17 protein-coding genes are annotated in these 16,832 nt (G+C 47.5%); 1 reads left to right on the forward strand and 16 read right to left on the reverse strand.

What is annotated here, in order from left to right; genetic code table 11:
• Window positions 1-16: 16 nt before the first annotated feature.
• The 6 genes from OKS35_RS12280 to OKS35_RS12305 all read right to left on the reverse strand — a co-directional run bounded on the left by OKS35_RS12280 (window position 17) and on the right by OKS35_RS12305 (window position 5,311).
• A complete protein-coding gene (locus tag OKS35_RS12280) occupies window positions 17-1,468 on the reverse strand; it encodes an MBOAT family O-acyltransferase (protein WP_264093154.1) in 1,452 nt (483 codons plus the stop codon).
• Window positions 1,469-1,517: 49 nt separating this feature from the next.
• Window positions 1,518-2,924, reverse strand: coding sequence for an AMP-binding protein (locus tag OKS35_RS12285; RefSeq protein ID WP_264093155.1), 1,407 nt, complete (start codon window positions 2,922-2,924; stop codon window positions 1,518-1,520).
• On the reverse strand, window positions 2,921-3,166 hold the full coding sequence (locus OKS35_RS12290; protein ID WP_214784567.1) for an acyl carrier protein: 246 nt from the start codon (window positions 3,164-3,166) through the stop codon (window positions 2,921-2,923). The genes OKS35_RS12285 and OKS35_RS12290 overlap by 4 nt, the downstream gene beginning before the upstream one ends.
• Window positions 3,167-3,338: 172 nt before the next feature.
• Complete coding sequence (locus tag OKS35_RS12295; RefSeq protein ID WP_264093156.1) at window positions 3,339-3,893, reverse strand: GNAT family N-acetyltransferase; 555 nt, start codon at window positions 3,891-3,893, stop codon at window positions 3,339-3,341.
• 36 nt (window positions 3,894-3,929) lie between these two features.
• The gene (locus OKS35_RS12300) at window positions 3,930-4,532 is read right to left on the reverse strand and encodes a DUF4230 domain-containing protein (protein ID WP_214784573.1); all 603 of its coding nucleotides are present in this window, start codon (window positions 4,530-4,532) and stop codon (window positions 3,930-3,932) included.
• A 236-nt stretch (window positions 4,533-4,768) separates the two neighbouring features.
• Complete coding sequence (locus tag OKS35_RS12305) at window positions 4,769-5,311, reverse strand: TetR/AcrR family transcriptional regulator (protein WP_214784576.1); 543 nt, start codon at window positions 5,309-5,311, stop codon at window positions 4,769-4,771.
• A 175-nt stretch (window positions 5,312-5,486) separates the two neighbouring features.
• On the opposite strand from OKS35_RS12305, the gene OKS35_RS12310 reads away from it, so the two are divergent.
• The gene (locus OKS35_RS12310) at window positions 5,487-6,065 is read left to right on the forward strand and encodes an NAD(P)H-dependent oxidoreductase (protein WP_214784579.1); all 579 of its coding nucleotides are present in this window, start codon (window positions 5,487-5,489) and stop codon (window positions 6,063-6,065) included.
• Between the two features lie 208 nt (window positions 6,066-6,273).
• On the opposite strand, the gene rlmH is transcribed toward OKS35_RS12310, so the two are convergent.
• The 10 genes from rlmH to dnaB form a co-directional block, all read right to left on the reverse strand.
• Complete coding sequence (rlmH, locus tag OKS35_RS12315; protein WP_074034007.1) at window positions 6,274-6,753, reverse strand: 23S rRNA (pseudouridine(1915)-N(3))-methyltransferase RlmH; 480 nt, start codon at window positions 6,751-6,753, stop codon at window positions 6,274-6,276.
• Between the two features lie 83 nt (window positions 6,754-6,836).
• On the reverse strand, window positions 6,837-6,998 hold the full coding sequence (locus tag OKS35_RS12320; RefSeq protein WP_015880243.1) for a CxxH/CxxC protein: 162 nt from the start codon (window positions 6,996-6,998) through the stop codon (window positions 6,837-6,839).
• Window positions 6,999-7,035: 37 nt separating this feature from the next.
• On the reverse strand, window positions 7,036-8,295 hold the full coding sequence (locus OKS35_RS12325) for a S1C family serine protease (protein WP_159563199.1): 1,260 nt from the start codon (window positions 8,293-8,295) through the stop codon (window positions 7,036-7,038).
• A gap of 51 nt (window positions 8,296-8,346) precedes the next feature.
• Window positions 8,347-9,138, reverse strand: coding sequence for an MBL fold metallo-hydrolase (locus tag OKS35_RS12330; RefSeq protein ID WP_015880241.1), 792 nt, complete (start codon window positions 9,136-9,138; stop codon window positions 8,347-8,349).
• A 13-nt stretch (window positions 9,139-9,151) separates the two neighbouring features.
• Window positions 9,152-9,976 (reverse strand): two-component system regulatory protein YycI, encoded by an 825-nt coding sequence (locus OKS35_RS12335; protein WP_159563198.1) that lies wholly within the window; start codon window positions 9,974-9,976, stop codon window positions 9,152-9,154.
• Window positions 9,963-11,345 carry a two-component system activity regulator YycH gene (gene yycH / locus OKS35_RS12340; protein WP_159563197.1) on the reverse strand — a complete coding sequence of 461 codons (1,383 nt, stop codon included), beginning with the start codon at window positions 11,343-11,345 and terminating at the stop codon, window positions 9,963-9,965. The genes OKS35_RS12335 and yycH overlap by 14 nt, the downstream gene beginning before the upstream one ends.
• The gene (walK, locus tag OKS35_RS12345; protein WP_074035234.1) at window positions 11,345-13,186 is read right to left on the reverse strand and encodes a cell wall metabolism sensor histidine kinase WalK; all 1,842 of its coding nucleotides are present in this window, start codon (window positions 13,184-13,186) and stop codon (window positions 11,345-11,347) included. The genes yycH and walK overlap by 1 nt, the downstream gene beginning before the upstream one ends.
• A 3-nt stretch (window positions 13,187-13,189) precedes the next feature.
• Window positions 13,190-13,900, reverse strand: a complete 711-nt coding sequence (gene yycF / locus OKS35_RS12350) for a response regulator YycF (RefSeq protein ID WP_015880237.1) — start codon at window positions 13,898-13,900, stop codon at window positions 13,190-13,192.
• 121 nt (window positions 13,901-14,021) lie between these two features.
• Window positions 14,022-15,311 carry an adenylosuccinate synthase gene (locus OKS35_RS12355; protein WP_078145962.1) on the reverse strand — a complete coding sequence of 430 codons (1,290 nt, stop codon included), beginning with the start codon at window positions 15,309-15,311 and terminating at the stop codon, window positions 14,022-14,024.
• Window positions 15,312-15,469: 158 nt separating this feature from the next.
• Window positions 15,470-16,822: a replicative DNA helicase gene (gene dnaB, locus OKS35_RS12360; protein WP_015880235.1), complete on the reverse strand. Its 1,353-nt coding sequence runs from the start codon at window positions 16,820-16,822 to the stop codon at window positions 15,470-15,472.
• Between the last annotated feature and the right edge of the window lie 10 nt (window positions 16,823-16,832).

Here is a 16,832-nt window from a genome sequence, read left to right on the forward strand (position 1 = left end):
TTCCTTTCCATCCATCTTAGAACCCACCGTATACAAATCCTTGGCTCGACACGCCAAATAAGAACGCTGAGATAATCAAGAACAAGTTGATGGCCACACTCGTCACGGCAGACTGACGTGCCATCCAATCCCAAGCCGAACCTCTCGTCCGCTCGATATGTTGGAACAGATGAACGACGACAAAGACGACGAGGAAGATGATCAAATCGAGCAATGAGAAGATTTGAATCGCCTGCAACATGCCTGACGGTGCCCATGAAGAAGGCGTCACGTACAGTTTGGCATGCGAGAACGCCTCCGCCATGGAGTGCGACTGGAAGAAGACACGTGAGAAACAGACGAGCTGGAACGTGATGGCGATTTTCCACCACCGATGCAGTGTCGGCACACGGTCAAATCCGACCCATGACGCCATTTTTTCACGTTGTTGTTTCGTATGATCTCCGAAGACGCGATAGATTCCATGAATGAGTCCCCATAAGACGAAGTTCCATGCGGCTCCGTGCCAAATTCCACTTACTAAAAATGTCGCAAGGATGGCACCATAAATTTGTTCGCGTTTCTTCTTTCCTTTCGCGAGTGGCATGAAGATATAATCCCGTAGCCACATCGAAAGCGTGATATGCCAGCGGTTCCAGAAGTCGGCAATCGATACGGCGAAGTGCGGTTGCTTGAAGTTTTCCGATAAGCGAATCCCGAGTAAGCGTGCACAGCCGATCGCGATGTCACTGCATGCCGAGAAGTCCGCGAACAATTGAATCGAGAACAACATCGTCGCGAGCACAATCTCCGAACCGGTCGGGTCCGGGCTATTGAACACACTCGCGACAATCGGGGCCAACCGATCGGCAATCAATGTCTTCTTGAAGAAACCCCAAATGATGCGCTGGATGCCATAGCTGATGTTGTCGTAGTCGAGATGTTGCTCCGTCTTCAACTGTGGCAACAGTTTTTTCGCCCGCTCGATCGGACCCGCCACAAGTTGCGGGATGAAGGCAAAATAGACCGAGAAATAGCCATAATGACGCTCCGCCTTTTGCTTCCCGCGCGAGACGTCCACCACGTAACTGATGGCCTGGAACGTATAAAAGGAAATCGCCAACGGTAAGACGATTTCTCTATACGGGACGTCATAATCAAATCCGCTCCATGCGGCGAACGAACGGAGCGAATCATTGACGAAATTAAAATATTTGAACCAGCCGAGGAAGAAGACGAGCACCGAGACACCGACCCACATGAGCCGTTTTTTCTGTTCTTTCCTCTCTTGCTTCTCGATCAAAATCCCGATAACGTACGTAAAGGCAGTACTGATCAGCAGGAGCGGGATGAATTGAACGCTCAACGTGGCGTAAAAGACATAGCTCGCCAACAAAAGGAGCACCCACCGGTATCGATGTGGAACCACATAGTACGTTCCGACGATGAGGGTTAAAAATAAGAGAAATTCAATCGAAATAAAAGTCATATTTACCACCTGATGTTATGAAACTTGACGATGTACCGATTCCTGACAATCAGGTGGTCACAAGTTCTCGCTTCGGCAATGCAGCATAACGAATCTTCCCGAACGCATTCCGCGGAATCTCGTCAATCTGCATCACACGAACACCTTTCACCTTGATTTGTTCTTTGATGATTTTTTGAATGCATGCGACGTCATCTTGTAACGTATACACGTATAGCTGGTCGTCTTCCCCGGCACAGACGCAATCATGTCCATGCTCTCGAAGGAGCGCCTCGACTTCGTCTAGGCTGATTCGACTGCCATACAGTTTGATCATGCGCTTGATTCGGCCGACGATGAAGAAATATCCATCCTCGTCGCGATACGCCATGTCACCTGTTCGTAAAACACCGTGATTGTCATCACCTTTTGAAAGGTCCGCTAACGAGGTCGCATACCCAAACGACACGTTGTCGCCTTGATATACCAACTCGCCTGTCACGTTCGCCTCTTTGATGTCATTTCCGGCTTCGTCACGCAACGTGAGCGATCCACCAGGGATGGCAATTCCGATGCTACCTGCTTTTTTCGCATGCATCCGATCCGGTAAATATGACATCCGGGCCGTCGCCTCCGTCTGACCGTACATGATGAAAAATTGAATCCCTTTCTCTTCACATACCGTTGCGAAGTGCTGCGCAAGCTTCGGATCTAACTTGCCACCGGCTTGTGTCAACTTCTTCAGACTTGGGAGGTCGTACGTCTCAAACTTCAATCGTTTCAGCATCTCATAATGAAACGGGACCCCACCAAACGTCGTCGCCTTTTCGGCACGACACAGTTCCCAAAACTCCTTTTGAACGATCGAACGGTCTGTCAGGATGAGGGTCGCCCCTTTCAACAGATGACTGTTGATGATGGAGAGTCCATACGAATAGTTCATCGGAAGTGTCGTGATTGGTTTATCCGTTTGATCGATGTCGAGATAGTCGATGATCGATGTGGCGTTCGCTGATAGGTTCTTATAAGTGAGGCGGACAAATTTCGGGCTTCCTGTACTCCCAGAAGTCGTCAACAAAAGAGCCAATTCATCATGAAGTAAATGGTGAGCTGCTGCTCCTGTTTCAAATAAAGCGTAGCCGCCATATCCATAGAAGGCATCCAACGAGTTCGCCAAATCCTCCCTCGTCTCAGGAGCCCATACGTGAGTTGGTTCATACCGATCCATCAGCTTCTGTAATTGTTCTACTGGAATATCTTCATCGAGCAAGACCGGGACGACCCGTCCACGGAGAAAGCCGATATATGCGAAGAGCGACTCGACTCGGTTAGCACATAAGCAGAAGACGAGCGACCGTTCGCCGACTTCTTGACAAATCGAGTCCCCGACTTCCACCATCTCTCTATATGAATAAGAGCGGTCCGCATAGACCGCCTCACGATTCGTGTACTGCTCGAGTGTTTGAAAAAGCATCATGATTGGATGTCCACACCGAGGCGTTGCAACAACGCAATACCAGACTGATACGAATGGAACTCTGTCATTTCATCCGAGTCAATATATACGTCAAACGCGTCCTCGATTTCGGCGATGAGGGTCATATGTCCAATCGAATCCCACTCTGTCGATTCCCCAAGCTTCATCTCTTCAAGGACCACATCGTCCTCTAGTTCCAATCCATTTCGAAATGCCATGTTATATGCTTCAAGCATGCTCATTGTATTCATCCTTTCACATTCACTCAACCTTATTCGATTCCATCTATTCTTATCAACTGATAATGATAATCATTTGCCTTGTGATTCTATCACAATTTTTCGAAATCCTCAATTCTTCATAGGAGATAAAGCTTGAAGTTGAGCGATTTTTTGCATGAAAAAGACCACATCGTTATGATGCAGTCTCAGGAGATGATAAAACATATTCGAGTTGTAAGTCGAGTGGTTCTGCCTCGTAGACTTCTGGCACGATTTCTTCGGCAAACGTACATCCCATCGCTTTGTAGAAATGATACGTATCAACGGCCGGATTCGCCCCGATGTATAGTTTTTTCGCACTCCGTTCGATTGCTGCCTGACAGACACGTTCAAATAATCGCATCCCGATTCCCTGACCTCGGCAAGGACGACTCACATGAATGAAACCCAAATTCAAATACTGGCCTTCCGTTCCGAGCGGTTGTCCGTTCAGTCCGGCAAAGCCAAGTAACGTCTTGTCATTTTGGATTGCAACAACAACTCCGCCACGATCGATGTAGTAGTTGAGAATCTCGATGACCTGTTTCTTTTTCGCATCGTCCCATTCATCAATATAGTACTCGTCTTTTTGATAAAGCTCACCATTTGAATCCACGGCATAGATGCGATGCGTTTCCTGAAAACGTTCGAAGGTGTTTAGAAAGTTTGGATCTAGTCGATTTGTTAGGAGGTGAATCGTAGCGTTCATCGTAGTCTCCTTGTGGTATAAAAAATTTGTAAACGATTATTTGAACTCGATTGCCACCGTTTCATAACCGCTATTCTTTAAAAACTCTGTCAAGAACGCTTCAATGCGCTCGTCTGCCTCTGTCAGCAAACCTTGATCGATCTTAGTCTTTTCCATTTTTGCCTTCTCTTTATTGATTTCATCAAAAATCAATTGCGAGGGGTAGTCAGAAAAAAGTGTCCCTTTTACATCTGTCACTACAGCATCATCTGTATTCGCTACGTTGTCCAAAATGGTTGAGTGAGGTACAGTGACAGTCAATTTCTCAGTCGTGTCATTGTAAGAGACCTCCATGCTAGAGAGGTCCGTACCCGCCTTGAGGTATCCTGAGTATTCAATCAGCTTGATTGCTTCCGCTAGTTTGACATCTTTTAATCCGATCAACGATACGGATGTCGTGTTTCGACTGACAATGACGTTGCTGTATTCATACTTTAACGTTGTCAACTCCGTCAATTCGACGAGTCGATCTTTGACGAGCGATACATCAGCCTGTTGATTAGTTGAAAATACACCTGGCTTGATCACTACAATCGCAATGACACCAATCAAGACGAGTGTGAGTAAAACAAATGAAACTCTTCCAATCATTCTTTTCATAATCAATCTCCTTTTAATGTATTCAAGTACCTTCTAAAATTATGTAACGAATCCTTCATATACATATTATACCTACTTTAATTCCATAAATTTAATTTTTATTCAATTAAATTAGTTTTTTCAAATAAAAGAGTAGATGGTTTGAGACCCATCTACTCACTCAGTATTATTCGTCTCCAAATGCTTTTTAGTTCAGTAATCATGCTTGAGATCCGAACAAATATCATAAACAATGTTCATCGTATGAATTCTTTAAAAATGTTACTTAACTCTTGTGGAGTTTCTTTCATGCCAGTCTTCATCCACCTTTTTACAATGCTTGCTAATGAATCCGCGTATACCGCATTCGCATATACTTCTGCTTTTTCAGATACATTGCAATTCTCATAAATTTGAAAATCTGTACAAAGTAAATCGAAATGTTCCTCAAAGCGATTTAAAATCGGAAGTAAATCATTTTCTTTTAAGAGATTTAAAAACTCGATGTTGTCACTCCATATTTCAAAATACAACGTATCGAAATCAAGTTGCTCCTGTTTCGCTTCTGTTGAGGCAAGTTGAATCCTCTGTCGAAATATATGATACATATGATAGGTTAGTACATCTTCTTTCGTATCAAAGTGAGCATAAAATGTATTTCGCGCCAATCCCGCAGTTTTAGTAAGTTCTGATATGGTGATATTCGTAAAATTCGTTCGATGCATTAATTCCAACATAGTATCCACTAAAAGATTGATTGATCTCTTAGAATTCGTGTTTATTGGTTTTTGTTTTAGCATAAGTACTCCTTAATTTGTACAAAATGAGGGATTTGTATAAATACCTCTCTACTTATTGACCTAGCGTCTACACTAACATTATATTGCAGATATATTATTTGAGCAATTGTTCAAATAAAAGCATATGCTCAAATTAAAGGTTATTTAAATTCTAAAAATAGTAGGAGGGTTACCTATGAAAACAACAATCATTCTTGCTCATCCATGGCATGGTAGTTTCAATAAATCTATTATGGATACAACAATTGAACAGTTAGTCCGTCGGAAAAAAGATTACCAAATCATTGACTTAAATAAGGATCAATTCAATCCTGTATTAAGTGAATCTGATTTATCTCTTTACTCGAAAGGTCAATCCCAAGATCCCTTAGTGAATCAATATCAGAAGATGCTAAGTGACAGTGATGAGTTAGTTTTTATCTTCCCTGTTTGGTGGTTTGATGTTCCAGCCATTTTAAAAGGTTTTTTTGACAAGGTCATGTTAAAAAATTTTGCCTATGTAGAGGAATCTACTGGATTGAAAGGATTACTAACTCATATTAAAAAAACCACTGTCATTTCTACTTCTGAAGTGCCAACGTGGTATTTAAAATTTCTGGCCGGGAATCCCATTGAAGGGACTCTTATTCGTAGAACATTCAAAGGGATTGGACTTAAAAATGTGAAATGGTTGAATAGTCCGTTTACGAGTAGTGGGAAAGATCATCGAAGAAAAAGATTTTTAGATAGAGTAGCGAAGCGTATTTCAGTGTAATCTACAGTGCACAACCAAACTTTTTGTGATTCATATATCATCCATGACCTCAAATTTTGTTTTAATAGCCAGTAGCAACATAAATTTGAGGTCCAACTTAGATGATTTTCATGAATAGTCACGTTCTTCGCTTTTGTTAAATTCATTTGCTTCACGTAAATAACAAAGAGAAGAGAGTTCGTTAATATCTGTACCTCAGAAATAACGTTTATTTGTGATACGGCTCATTCCGATTGATCCGATATGCCCGATATATCTGTTCACACAACACGAGCTTCATGAGTTGGTGGGGAAATGTCATCTTCGAGAACGAAATCGTATCATCCGCTCGTTTCATCACATCGTCCGACAGACCAAGCGATCCTCCGATGACGAAGGCGATTTTACTCTTTCCATACGTCGCGAGTTGATCGAGTTCACGGGCGAACTCTTCACTCGTCCGCTGCTTTCCTTGAATCGCCAAGGCGATGACGTGCGTATCTGGGGATATCTTCGCCAAAATCCGCTCGCCTTCCTTTTGTTTTACTAGTAACATATCTGCCTCACTCAAATGCTCGGGTGCTTTTTCGTCTGAGACCTCGATTTCCTGCACTTTAGCGTAGGCAGACAGCCGCTTTGTATACTCGGCAATTCCTTGTTTTAAATATTTTTCTTTCAGTTTGCCGACCGTGATAATTGAAATATTCATCCAATTCTTCCTTTTTCCACAGTTTTTTTGGAGTTATCCATAGGGTTATCCACAGAGTTATCCACAAATCCACATGTTGATAATTAGTTTTTGCTTGACACAATATATGTTGCATCGGCTTCACAGAACTCACATGTCACGTGTTCACTTGTGGATAATTCCTCTAGCAACGGGTATTCACCTGTTTCATCCACAATGATGTCTAAAGCGATTTCAACATGTTCCTTGCATACTTTTTTTTCCACAGTTTTTCCTCCTTAAAAAAGAAGCGTCGCCGCTTCTTTATGTTGCTTCAGTTAATGTCGCCTCGGTTTCGCTTGCTTCTCCGCGACGTAAATACTCAATGGAGATTGTATCACCGACCGTCGCGTCCCGATATAACGCATCGCGTAAATCGACGTATCGTTTGATCTCCCGGTCTCCGATTTTCGTGATGACATCTCCAACACGCAGTCCCGCTTCTTCAGCCGGACTACCCGGTGTCACTTCTTCGACGAAGACACCGTCTTCCTGGTCGAAGGAGATTCCATACTCTTCTCGGACGTTTCCGGGTACAGCGATGACTTCCTGAATCGTGACACCGAGCTGTGCCCGCGTCACCTTGCCGTCGCGTTCTAACATGTCAATGACCGGTAGCGCCACGTTGACGGGAATGGAGAATCCAACCCCTTCTACGCTCGCCTCGGCGATTTTCATCGAATTGATTCCGACGAGCTCTCCACGAATGTTGATGAGCGCACCTCCCGAATTCCCCGGGTTGATGGCCGCATCCGTCTGAATGACTTCCGCGTTATAATCCATCAAGCCGTCGCTGTTCGTATCGACCGGCACCGTCCGCTCGACACCACTGACGATACCACGCGTAACCGAGTTTGAGAAGACACCAAGCGGATTTCCGATGGCCATGACGGTCTCGCCAGCTTGGAGAACGGTGGAGTCACCGAGAACAATCGGCTCCACATCGATGTTTTTTGGTAACTCGACCTCAGCGACAGCCAAGTCGTTGAGCGGGTCTTCGCCTAAAATGGTTGCCGATGCGATTTGACCATCGGAAAAGGCGATGTTGACCTCGTCCGCTTCTTCGATGACATGGAAGTTCGTGACGATATAGGCCGTGTTTCCTTCTACTTTATAGATGACACCGGATCCGGCACCCGCCTCCCATTGCGAGTCCGAGGTGAACGCACGCTGGATATTGGTGATGCTGACGACGGACGTCTTCGCCCCAAGGACAGCGGTCGTGACGTCCGATTCGGTGACGGTGACGGCCTGTTCGGTCCGCGTCAGTTCATTCGTCACAAAACGAGAGGTCGGCGAATCCCAGAGCATCACGATGACAAAAAACAAAGCCGCTCCTAAGAATCCGCCAACCCCTCCGAGTAACAACGGTTTTATATTTGGTCTCGGCTTATGGCGTACGTGCTCCTCTTGCTTCGGTCGCCATTCGCTCCGAGACGGATACGTCGATTTCTCTTCTGTTGCTTCGTGTACTTCAGGTTCGACGTCTTGAGGTTCATACTCATGGTGTCTCTCTTCGTTCACGACGCGTCCCCCCTTCAAGACAGTGTGATAACTGTCTTTTCCCAAGTTTCCTTATAAAGAAACGAGTGAAGTGGGGATTGTCGGGTCCGTGTCGCACAATTTGATTCGACCTAAGTCGACGTCTCGCATACCGAGTGTTTGTGAGACGCTCATCTGTGCGAGCTCTTTCATGTTGTTGTCTTTACTTAAATGGGCCAAATAGATCCGTTTCGTGCGGTCACCGATGACCTCACTCATCGCGATGGCTGCATCCTCGTTCGAGACGTGGCCATAGTCGCCGAGGATTCGCCGTTTGACACTCCATGGATAACGCCCCATCTGCAACATCGAGACGTCATGGTTCGACTCAAAGATGAAGTCGTCCGCTCCACGGATGATCCCTTTCATCCGGTCCGAGACATAACCCGTGTCGGTGATATGGGCTAATCGTTTCCCGTCATGGGCAAACTGATAAAACATCGGGTCTGCCGCATCATGGCTCACGTTGAACGTCTCGATTTCGATATCCCCGAACTGTTTCACATCTCCGACTTCGATTTGAAACTTCAAGGCAGGATCAATCTTTCCAATCAGTGATTCCATCGCCGCCCATGTCTTCGCATTCGCATAAATCGGTAAATTATACTTACGTGCTAATATCCCGACACCTTTAATATGGTCGGAGTGCTCATGGGTGACGAGCAGTGCGTCGATTCCGTCAAATGACCGACCGATGGCTTCGATGCGCTGTTGCATCGCTTTTCCGGTCAATCCGGCATCGACGAGCAGCTTCGTCCGTTCCGTCTCGATATAGAGGGCGTTTCCGGTCGACCCGCTCGCTAACACACTATACTGTAAAGTCACGCAATCACTCCTTTCATTCTTTCGTTTCAAACTCCACGTGCTCGACTGTTCCATCGATTGCATTGACGAAGTAGACCTGATCATCAATTCCAATCGACCAAAGCGGTGGCATGATGATCAAACTGCCAGAGCTGTCGAGCGGTAAACTGTAAAATCCGGTATTGATGGCCCGCATCTCCTGGTTCGGTTGGAAGTACTTCCGAGACGCGAGTTGTGAGATGGCTTCACTGGCCGTCAACACGAGGTCATCTTGCGTTTTTGAGGAGAGGTCTTTTAAATGACGCTGTTTATAATCCGTCACTTCGAACGACTCGTTCAACTGAATGAGGATGAGGGAAGGACCGATGTACATTTCCGTGCCACCCTCGACTTCAGGTGCTGAAAAAATCTTGTTGTCCTCGAATGTTTGTACGAAAGCAACCTGTCTCGTTTTTTCATCGTAGCGCCAGTAGGCGTACTCGTTTCCAAACGGAACATATTCCGCCACAAACGTCGAAGCGGTCGTCCGCAAATCCTTCGCATCGAGCGGCACGGGTTGTTTCAACTCGACTTCGAGTTGCATGTTGTCGAGCGTCGTCGCGAGCTGCGCCTCCCGATTTTTCGTGATCATCGCAGCTGACATCTCTTCAGACGAACCCGTCAAATAGCCGATATCTCGACCCATCCGTGGCAATTTTGCCGGATCGACGTTCCGCTGGTCTAAAATCTGCGTGATCGAGGTGTTGTCATTCGTCACGACTTCGGTCGCCCATGTTTCCGTCAGCAATTGAAACAACAGATAGATGTTCAAGGCGAGGAAGGCGAAGATTAAAATCGATTTCGCTTTACTCCAATCCACGATACATCATCCTTTCTGTCCAATCGTCTCCTTGATTGTATGGGACCCAACGGCCCGCCTCACGCACGAACCAGTTCGGTGAAAACGTCACATAGCGGCTTGTGTCCTCGTTATATTCGATCTCATAACCGATTCGAATCTCGGTCACGTTCTCAAATCGTCCGGAGTTGATGAGCGTACCGAGCACTTCATCCGCATCAGCCAACTGTGTCGTGCCGACGGTGATCAGGCGATCGATTTCCAAGTGGTTACGTGTGATCGATCGGACCTGTGCCCCGTCGTTTTCCACACGTAATGTGGATAAATCGATGGCATCGTTGTTGATAAACGCCTCACGCTGACTGAAGACGGGATACCCTTTCACGTGAAAACGGAACACGGTCGTTTCAAATCCTTTATTGGCCGGTGTGATGGCATCGAATCGAAGAGACAGCCCTTGATTCTCAGACGCTTCATCGACCCATCCCCCGTGGAAGTTCACGAATTCCACAATGGAATCTAACCCGATTGCTGTATCACGCTCGGTGCTATTCCGAGACAGGTTTCGATAGCGACTCGCATTCAATTTCGCATCGTATTCTGCCACACTGACACCGTTCGTCAACGCCCCGACCGAGCTTGCCGGGTCGACTTCTTGAACGTTCGGGTCACCTGGGAAGAACGTATCTCGCATCCAGTCGAGACGAGTATCGATTTGAATCGACGACACGTCATACGCGAACAACTCATTCATCTCAGGTCCGACGACCGGGATATAATTCACGCGTTCATCCGTATACGTCACGCGCTTCATCGTTCGACTCGAGTTTTTTAAGAAAAGACTGTTCACATCGCCGTTTCCGACTTTCGTCAACTTCCCTTCCCAAATGGACTGGTCGCTCATGATGGCACGAATGTTGAACGCACTGTCATCCATATAGATGAGGATTCGCTGTGGAATCTTCCCAGACAGACTATACGTTCCCGGAAGCATATAGCTGAGCGTGTCCGCATAGTAGGCCTCCGGTAAGATCAACTCCAGTCCCTCGTTGATATCCGTATAGAAACTCGGGACGTTTTTCACAGCGAGCGGCTTGAACTCACTCGCTTCAAACGAATCCCGAATGACACGCATCAGTTGCTTCGGTGTATTCTTTGAAGCGAACACAGCATTGTTGTCATGCACGACCGCTTGAACGGGAATGATGACCTGGTCCGCTCGACGCTGCAATGACTCGTCCACCGTCGTGAGTTGCGTTTCAGATTGGACGGCCTGATACGTGGGATGGTAGTCCCACAAGATGATGGTTTGAACAATCGACGTGACGATTAACGTGAGCAAAATGAACGACTTCCACAGTTCCGGCTTTGCAATCGTAAACCGTTTCATCAATCATTCACCTCCACAATCGTATCGAACGGGATCGTGAAGTAAATCGTTGTACCTCTTCCAAATTCACTCTCTGCCCAGATGTCGCCACCGTGAGCAGATACAACTTCCTTGGCAATCGATAGACCGAGTCCGGTACCACCGATGTTACGCGCCCGCGCCTTATCGACACGATAGAAACGTTCGAAAATTTTCTTTAAGTTCGACTTCGGAATCCCGACCCCTTCGTCTTTGATGCCGATGACGAGGCGTTTCGCCCGAAGCATCGTCCGGAACGTAATCGTCCCACCTTCTGGTGAGAACTTGATGGCGTTCGTGATGATGTTGTCGATGACTTGAGTCATCTTATCTTGATCGGCATGCACGTAGACGCGACGCTTCATCAGTTTGCGACGGAATTGAATCGCATCCCCTTTCGTCATCTCATGACGGTCGATGATATCGTTAAAGAACTGCACGAAGTCGAACTTCACCTTCTGCATCTTATATTCTTTACTGTCCATCTTCGAGAGCTGCAACAAGTCATTGACGAGGCGAATCATCCGCTCCGTCTCGTTTTGCGTCGTCTCTAAGAAACGTGGCGCCAATTCCTCATCCTGATAAGCACCTTCTGCAAGAACCTCCAAGTAACTACGCATCGTCGTGAGCGGTGTCCGCAATTCATGACTGACGTTCGCAACGAATTCACGGCGGTCCTGTTCGACCTGTTCTTGTTCCGTGACGTCATGCAAGACGACGATGAGACCTGTGATTGGTCCACTATGTTTTTGAATCGGTGAGAAATAGGCACGAACGAGGAACAATTCTTCGTCCGTACTGAGGTCAATCAGTTTTGTCGGCATCGTGCCGTCTTCCGGAATGATGATTTCCTCTTCGAATGCGAGGAGATTTTGTAGATTCGTCCCCATCGCCTCTTCTTCATCGACCCCAATCATGTCGCGCGCCTGGTCGTTCATCAAGATGACCCGTAGCGAGCGGTCTGTCGCGACCACACCGTCGGACATGTTCTCAAGGACACTCGTCAAGCGGCGTCGTTCGGCTTCCGTCGTCGCGTTCGCCTCCATCAACTCGTCCGTCAATTCATTGAATGCGTAAGCGAGTTGACCGACCTCGTCATCCGAATACACTTTAACTTTTCGTGAGAAGTTCCCTTTCCGCATCTCGACGGCCTGCCTCCGCATATCGGCAATCGGTCGCGTGATGGTGCGCGATAAGAGAATTCCGAGGAACGAGGTGATGATGAGTGCGATCAACGTCCCTGTTGCGAGGATACGTGTCACTTGTTCCATCTGGTTGTAGATGGACTTCATCGATGCCTCGATATAGATCATCCCGGTCGTCGTACCGTCCACTTCCGACTTGATCGGAACGGCAACGACGCGCATTCGGTCATTTGAATCTTCATAGACGAGCGTCTCTTGCGCCCCGCCTGTCGCGAATGACTTTTGAATGAACGTGCTCGCGGTCCGTTGTCCGACGAGACTTTGATTATTTTGGTTCGAGGTTGCCCGGACGACACTGTTCGTGTCGATGATTTGGACTTCTCGAATGTCGTCAGCTAGCGTCGTGCTCTCTGTAAATTCAGACAGCAGCTGATCCAGTAACTGGTTCAACTGCTGGTCCGTGGTCAAGTCACTCTCGTTCGCGGCAGTCCCCTCACTGATGTTATAGCTCAGTAGGTTCGCCCGGTCGACAAGTGACTGCGAGAAGTTGTTGATGTATTGCCGTTCCAAAGAACGCACAAAGTACACGCCGATGACTTGCATCGCAACGAGAATGAGCAGCGCATAGATGACGACGAGCTTCCACTGGATTGATTTAAAGAAGTTCGTCCGTTTCATCGTTTAATCTTCTTCTCCTGCCTTCAAATAATACCCGACGCCACGACGCGTAATGATATACGTCGGAGTCGATGGATTGTCCTCAACTTTTTCACGAAGACGACGTACTGTGACATCCACGGTACGCACATCACCGAAGTAATCATAGCCCCATACCGTTTGGAGCAAGTGCTCCCGCGTCATCACTTGCCCGATGTTTTGGGCGAGGTAATGAATCAATTCGAACTCGCGATGTGTCAATTCGATCTTCTCATCCCGTTTCGTCACCATGTACGAATCCGGATGAATCGTCAAGTCGCCGATCACGATATCGTTCGCGTTGGCTCCTTTTGCTTCTGGCGCCGGTGCTGTCGCATGACGTCGCATGTTCGCTTTGACACGGGCTAACAATTCACGTGAGCTGAACGGCTTTGTGACGTAATCGTCTGCGCCGAGCTCTAGTCCGAGTACTTTGTCGATCTCGGAATCTTTTGCCGTCAACATGATGATCGGCATATCGTATTTCTTCCGCACCTCACGGCATACTTCCATGCCGTCCTTGAGCGGAAGCATGATGTCGAGCAAGATGAGATCCGGTTGAATCTCTTCTACTTTGACGAGTGCTTCTTCACCGTCATAGGCAACGTGCACCTGGTAACCTTCTTTTTCAAGTTTAAACTTCAATATATCTGCGATTGGTTGTTCGTCATCTACCACTAAAATCGTACGATCCATTCAGTGAGTCCTCCTCTTATCATTAAACGTACATGCCTACATTGTAACTCTTTTTAAACAGCTTAGAAAGCGTGGTCCATTTCCGTGGAAATAGAAAAAGAGAGCCCGGTGGCTCCCTTTCTTATGCTTCGTAAATATCACGCAAGATGACTGTCTGTTCACGAGCCGGTCCGACCGAGAACGTCAACAATTCGATTCCTGTCAATTCCTCGATGCGACGCACGTAACGCTGTGCGTTCTCCGGAAGGTCTTCAAAGCGACGAACCCCTGTGATATCCTCTGTCCAGCCAGGAAGCTCTTCGTATACCGGTACACACTTCTCAAGGACGCGGAAGTTCGGTGGATACTCGTCAAGATGCTTTCCTTCATACTCATACGATGTACAAATCTTGAGCGTCTCAAGACCTGTCAGCACATCGATTGAGTTGAGGCAAAGATCTGTGATCCCACTGACGCGGCGTGAGTGACGCACGACGACCGAGTCGAACCAGCCGACACGGCGTGGACGACCTGTTGTCGTTCCATATTCTTTCCCGACTTCACGGATTGTATGACCGATCTCATCGTCGAGCTCTGTCGGGAACGGACCGTCTCCAACGCGTGACGTATATGCTTTACAGACACCAACCACGTGATGAATCTTCGATGGCCCGATTCCGGCACCACTCGATACGCCGCCTGATGCAGCATTCGACGATGTGACAAACGGATACGTTCCATGGTCGATATCGAGAAGGACCCCTTGAGCCCCTTCAAAGAGAACTTTTTTCTCTTCGTCGAGCGCATCGTTCAACACGACCGATGTATCACACACGTATTTCGCGAACTGTTGACCATACGCGTAGTATTCTTCAAAGATGTCATCGAACTCGATTGGATCGACTTCATACATTTTCACGAACATGCGATTTTTTAGTTCAAGTACAGTCTTTAGCTTCTCCGCAAACACTTCTTTGTCGAGAAGGTCGGCGATGCGAATCCCGATACGTGCCGCCTTGTCCATATACGCTGGACCGATTCCTTTCAGTGTCGTACCGACTTTCGCGTCACCTTTCGCCTCTTCTTCGAGACGATCTTGAAGCTGGTGGTATGGCAAGATGATATGCGCCCGGTTCGAGATCCGGAGGTTATCCGTGCTCACACCCCGTTCATGTAAGTAAGCGAGTTCTGTCACGAGTGATTTCGGGTTGACGACCATCCCGTTCCCGATGACACACGTCTTATCCGAATAGAAAATCCCAGACGGAATGAGGTGAAGTTTATATTTCGTATCATTGAAGACGATCGTGTGACCAGCGTTGTCTCCCCCTTGATAACGCGCGACGACTTCGGCTTGTTTCGATAAGAAATCGGTGATCTTCCCTTTCCCTTCATCGCCCCACTGCGTTCCCACTACGACTACTGATGACATAATGAATCCTCCTTATTAATCAACGTTCTGTTCAAACCATCCGTAAGTGTACACTTGAAAAGCAAGAAAGTCAATTGAATACCGAACGTTTTATATAAGATGTAACTATTCGTTCGTCATTTTGATCTAATCCTATACAAAAAAAGACACCACCGACGTTACATCGGTGGTGCGAAGGCTTGCGTCTCCATATTGACGAACTTGTTGTACTCTTTCCTGAAGGAGAGCTTGACCGTACCGGTCGGACCGTTACGTTGTTTCGCAATGATGATTTCAATCGTATTGGCGTCTTCACTCTCTTTATCGTAATAGTCATCACGATAGAGGAAGGCGACGATATCGGCATCCTGCTCGATTGCTCCCGATTCACGGATATCGGACATCATCGGTCGCTTGTCTTGACGACTCTCTACGCCACGTGAGAGCTGAGACAAGGCGATGACCGGTACTTGTAGTTCCCGTGCGATTGCTTTGAGCGTACGTGAGATTTCCGATACTTCTTGTTGGCGGTTCTCGCCCGGTTTCCCGTTCCCGACGATGAGCTGCAAGTAGTCAATCATGATCATCCCGAGACCATGTTCCTGCTTCAATCGGCGACATTTGGCTCGGATTTCGTTGACCCGAAGACCCGGTGTATCGTCGATGTAGATGCCTGCCTGTGAGAGCGACGACATCGCAAGGGAGAGACGACCCCAATCTTCCGCTTCAAGACGACCGGTCCGGAGGCGCTGGGCATCGATGTTCCCTTCCGCACATAACATACGCATGACGAGTTGCTCGGCACCCATCTCCAAACTGAAGATGGCGACGTTCTCACCCGTACGGACCGCGACGTTTTGCGAGATGTTCAAGGCGAACGCGGTCTTCCCGACAGATGGACGGGCGGCCACGATAATCAAATCGTTTCGTTGGAAACCGGCCGTCATCTTATCCAAATCCGTGAACCCGGTCGCAATCCCGGTGATTTCACCGCTCGACTGATGCAGCTTTTCAATCGTCGAGTACGCATCGGATAAGACAGAACCAATCGGGTGGAAGCTCGATTGTCCTTTTCGCTGCGATACTTTTAGAATATTTCGCTCGGCATCAGATAAAACAGAATCCACCTCATCTTGACGCTCATAACCATCCGAGACAATGTTGGTCGCAGTTCGAATCAGGCGACGGAGTGCCGCCTTTTGGTCGACGACGTTCAAGTAATAGCCGATGTTCCCGATGGCGGGAACGGATTCCGCGACCTCCGCCAAATAGTTGAGGCCCCCGATTTCGTCCAAAATCCCTTGCGCCTGTAACTCGGAACTGAGCGTGACCAAGTCGACGAGCTCGCCTCGGTCATTGATCTTTAGCATCGCTTCAAAGATGCGTTGGTGGCTGACACGATAAAAGTCGTCCGGGTCGACCCGCTCTGAGGCCGTAATCAACCGATCCGAATCGAGGATGATTGCCCCTAAGACGGCTTGCTCCGCTTCCACGCTATGCGGTGGTGTATTGACTTGAATCGCATCACTCATCCGTCTCTAC

It is taken from the genome of Exiguobacterium sp. N5, from assembly GCF_025842465.1.
Taxonomy (GTDB): domain Bacteria; phylum Bacillota; class Bacilli; order Exiguobacteriales; family Exiguobacteriaceae; genus Exiguobacterium; species Exiguobacterium profundum.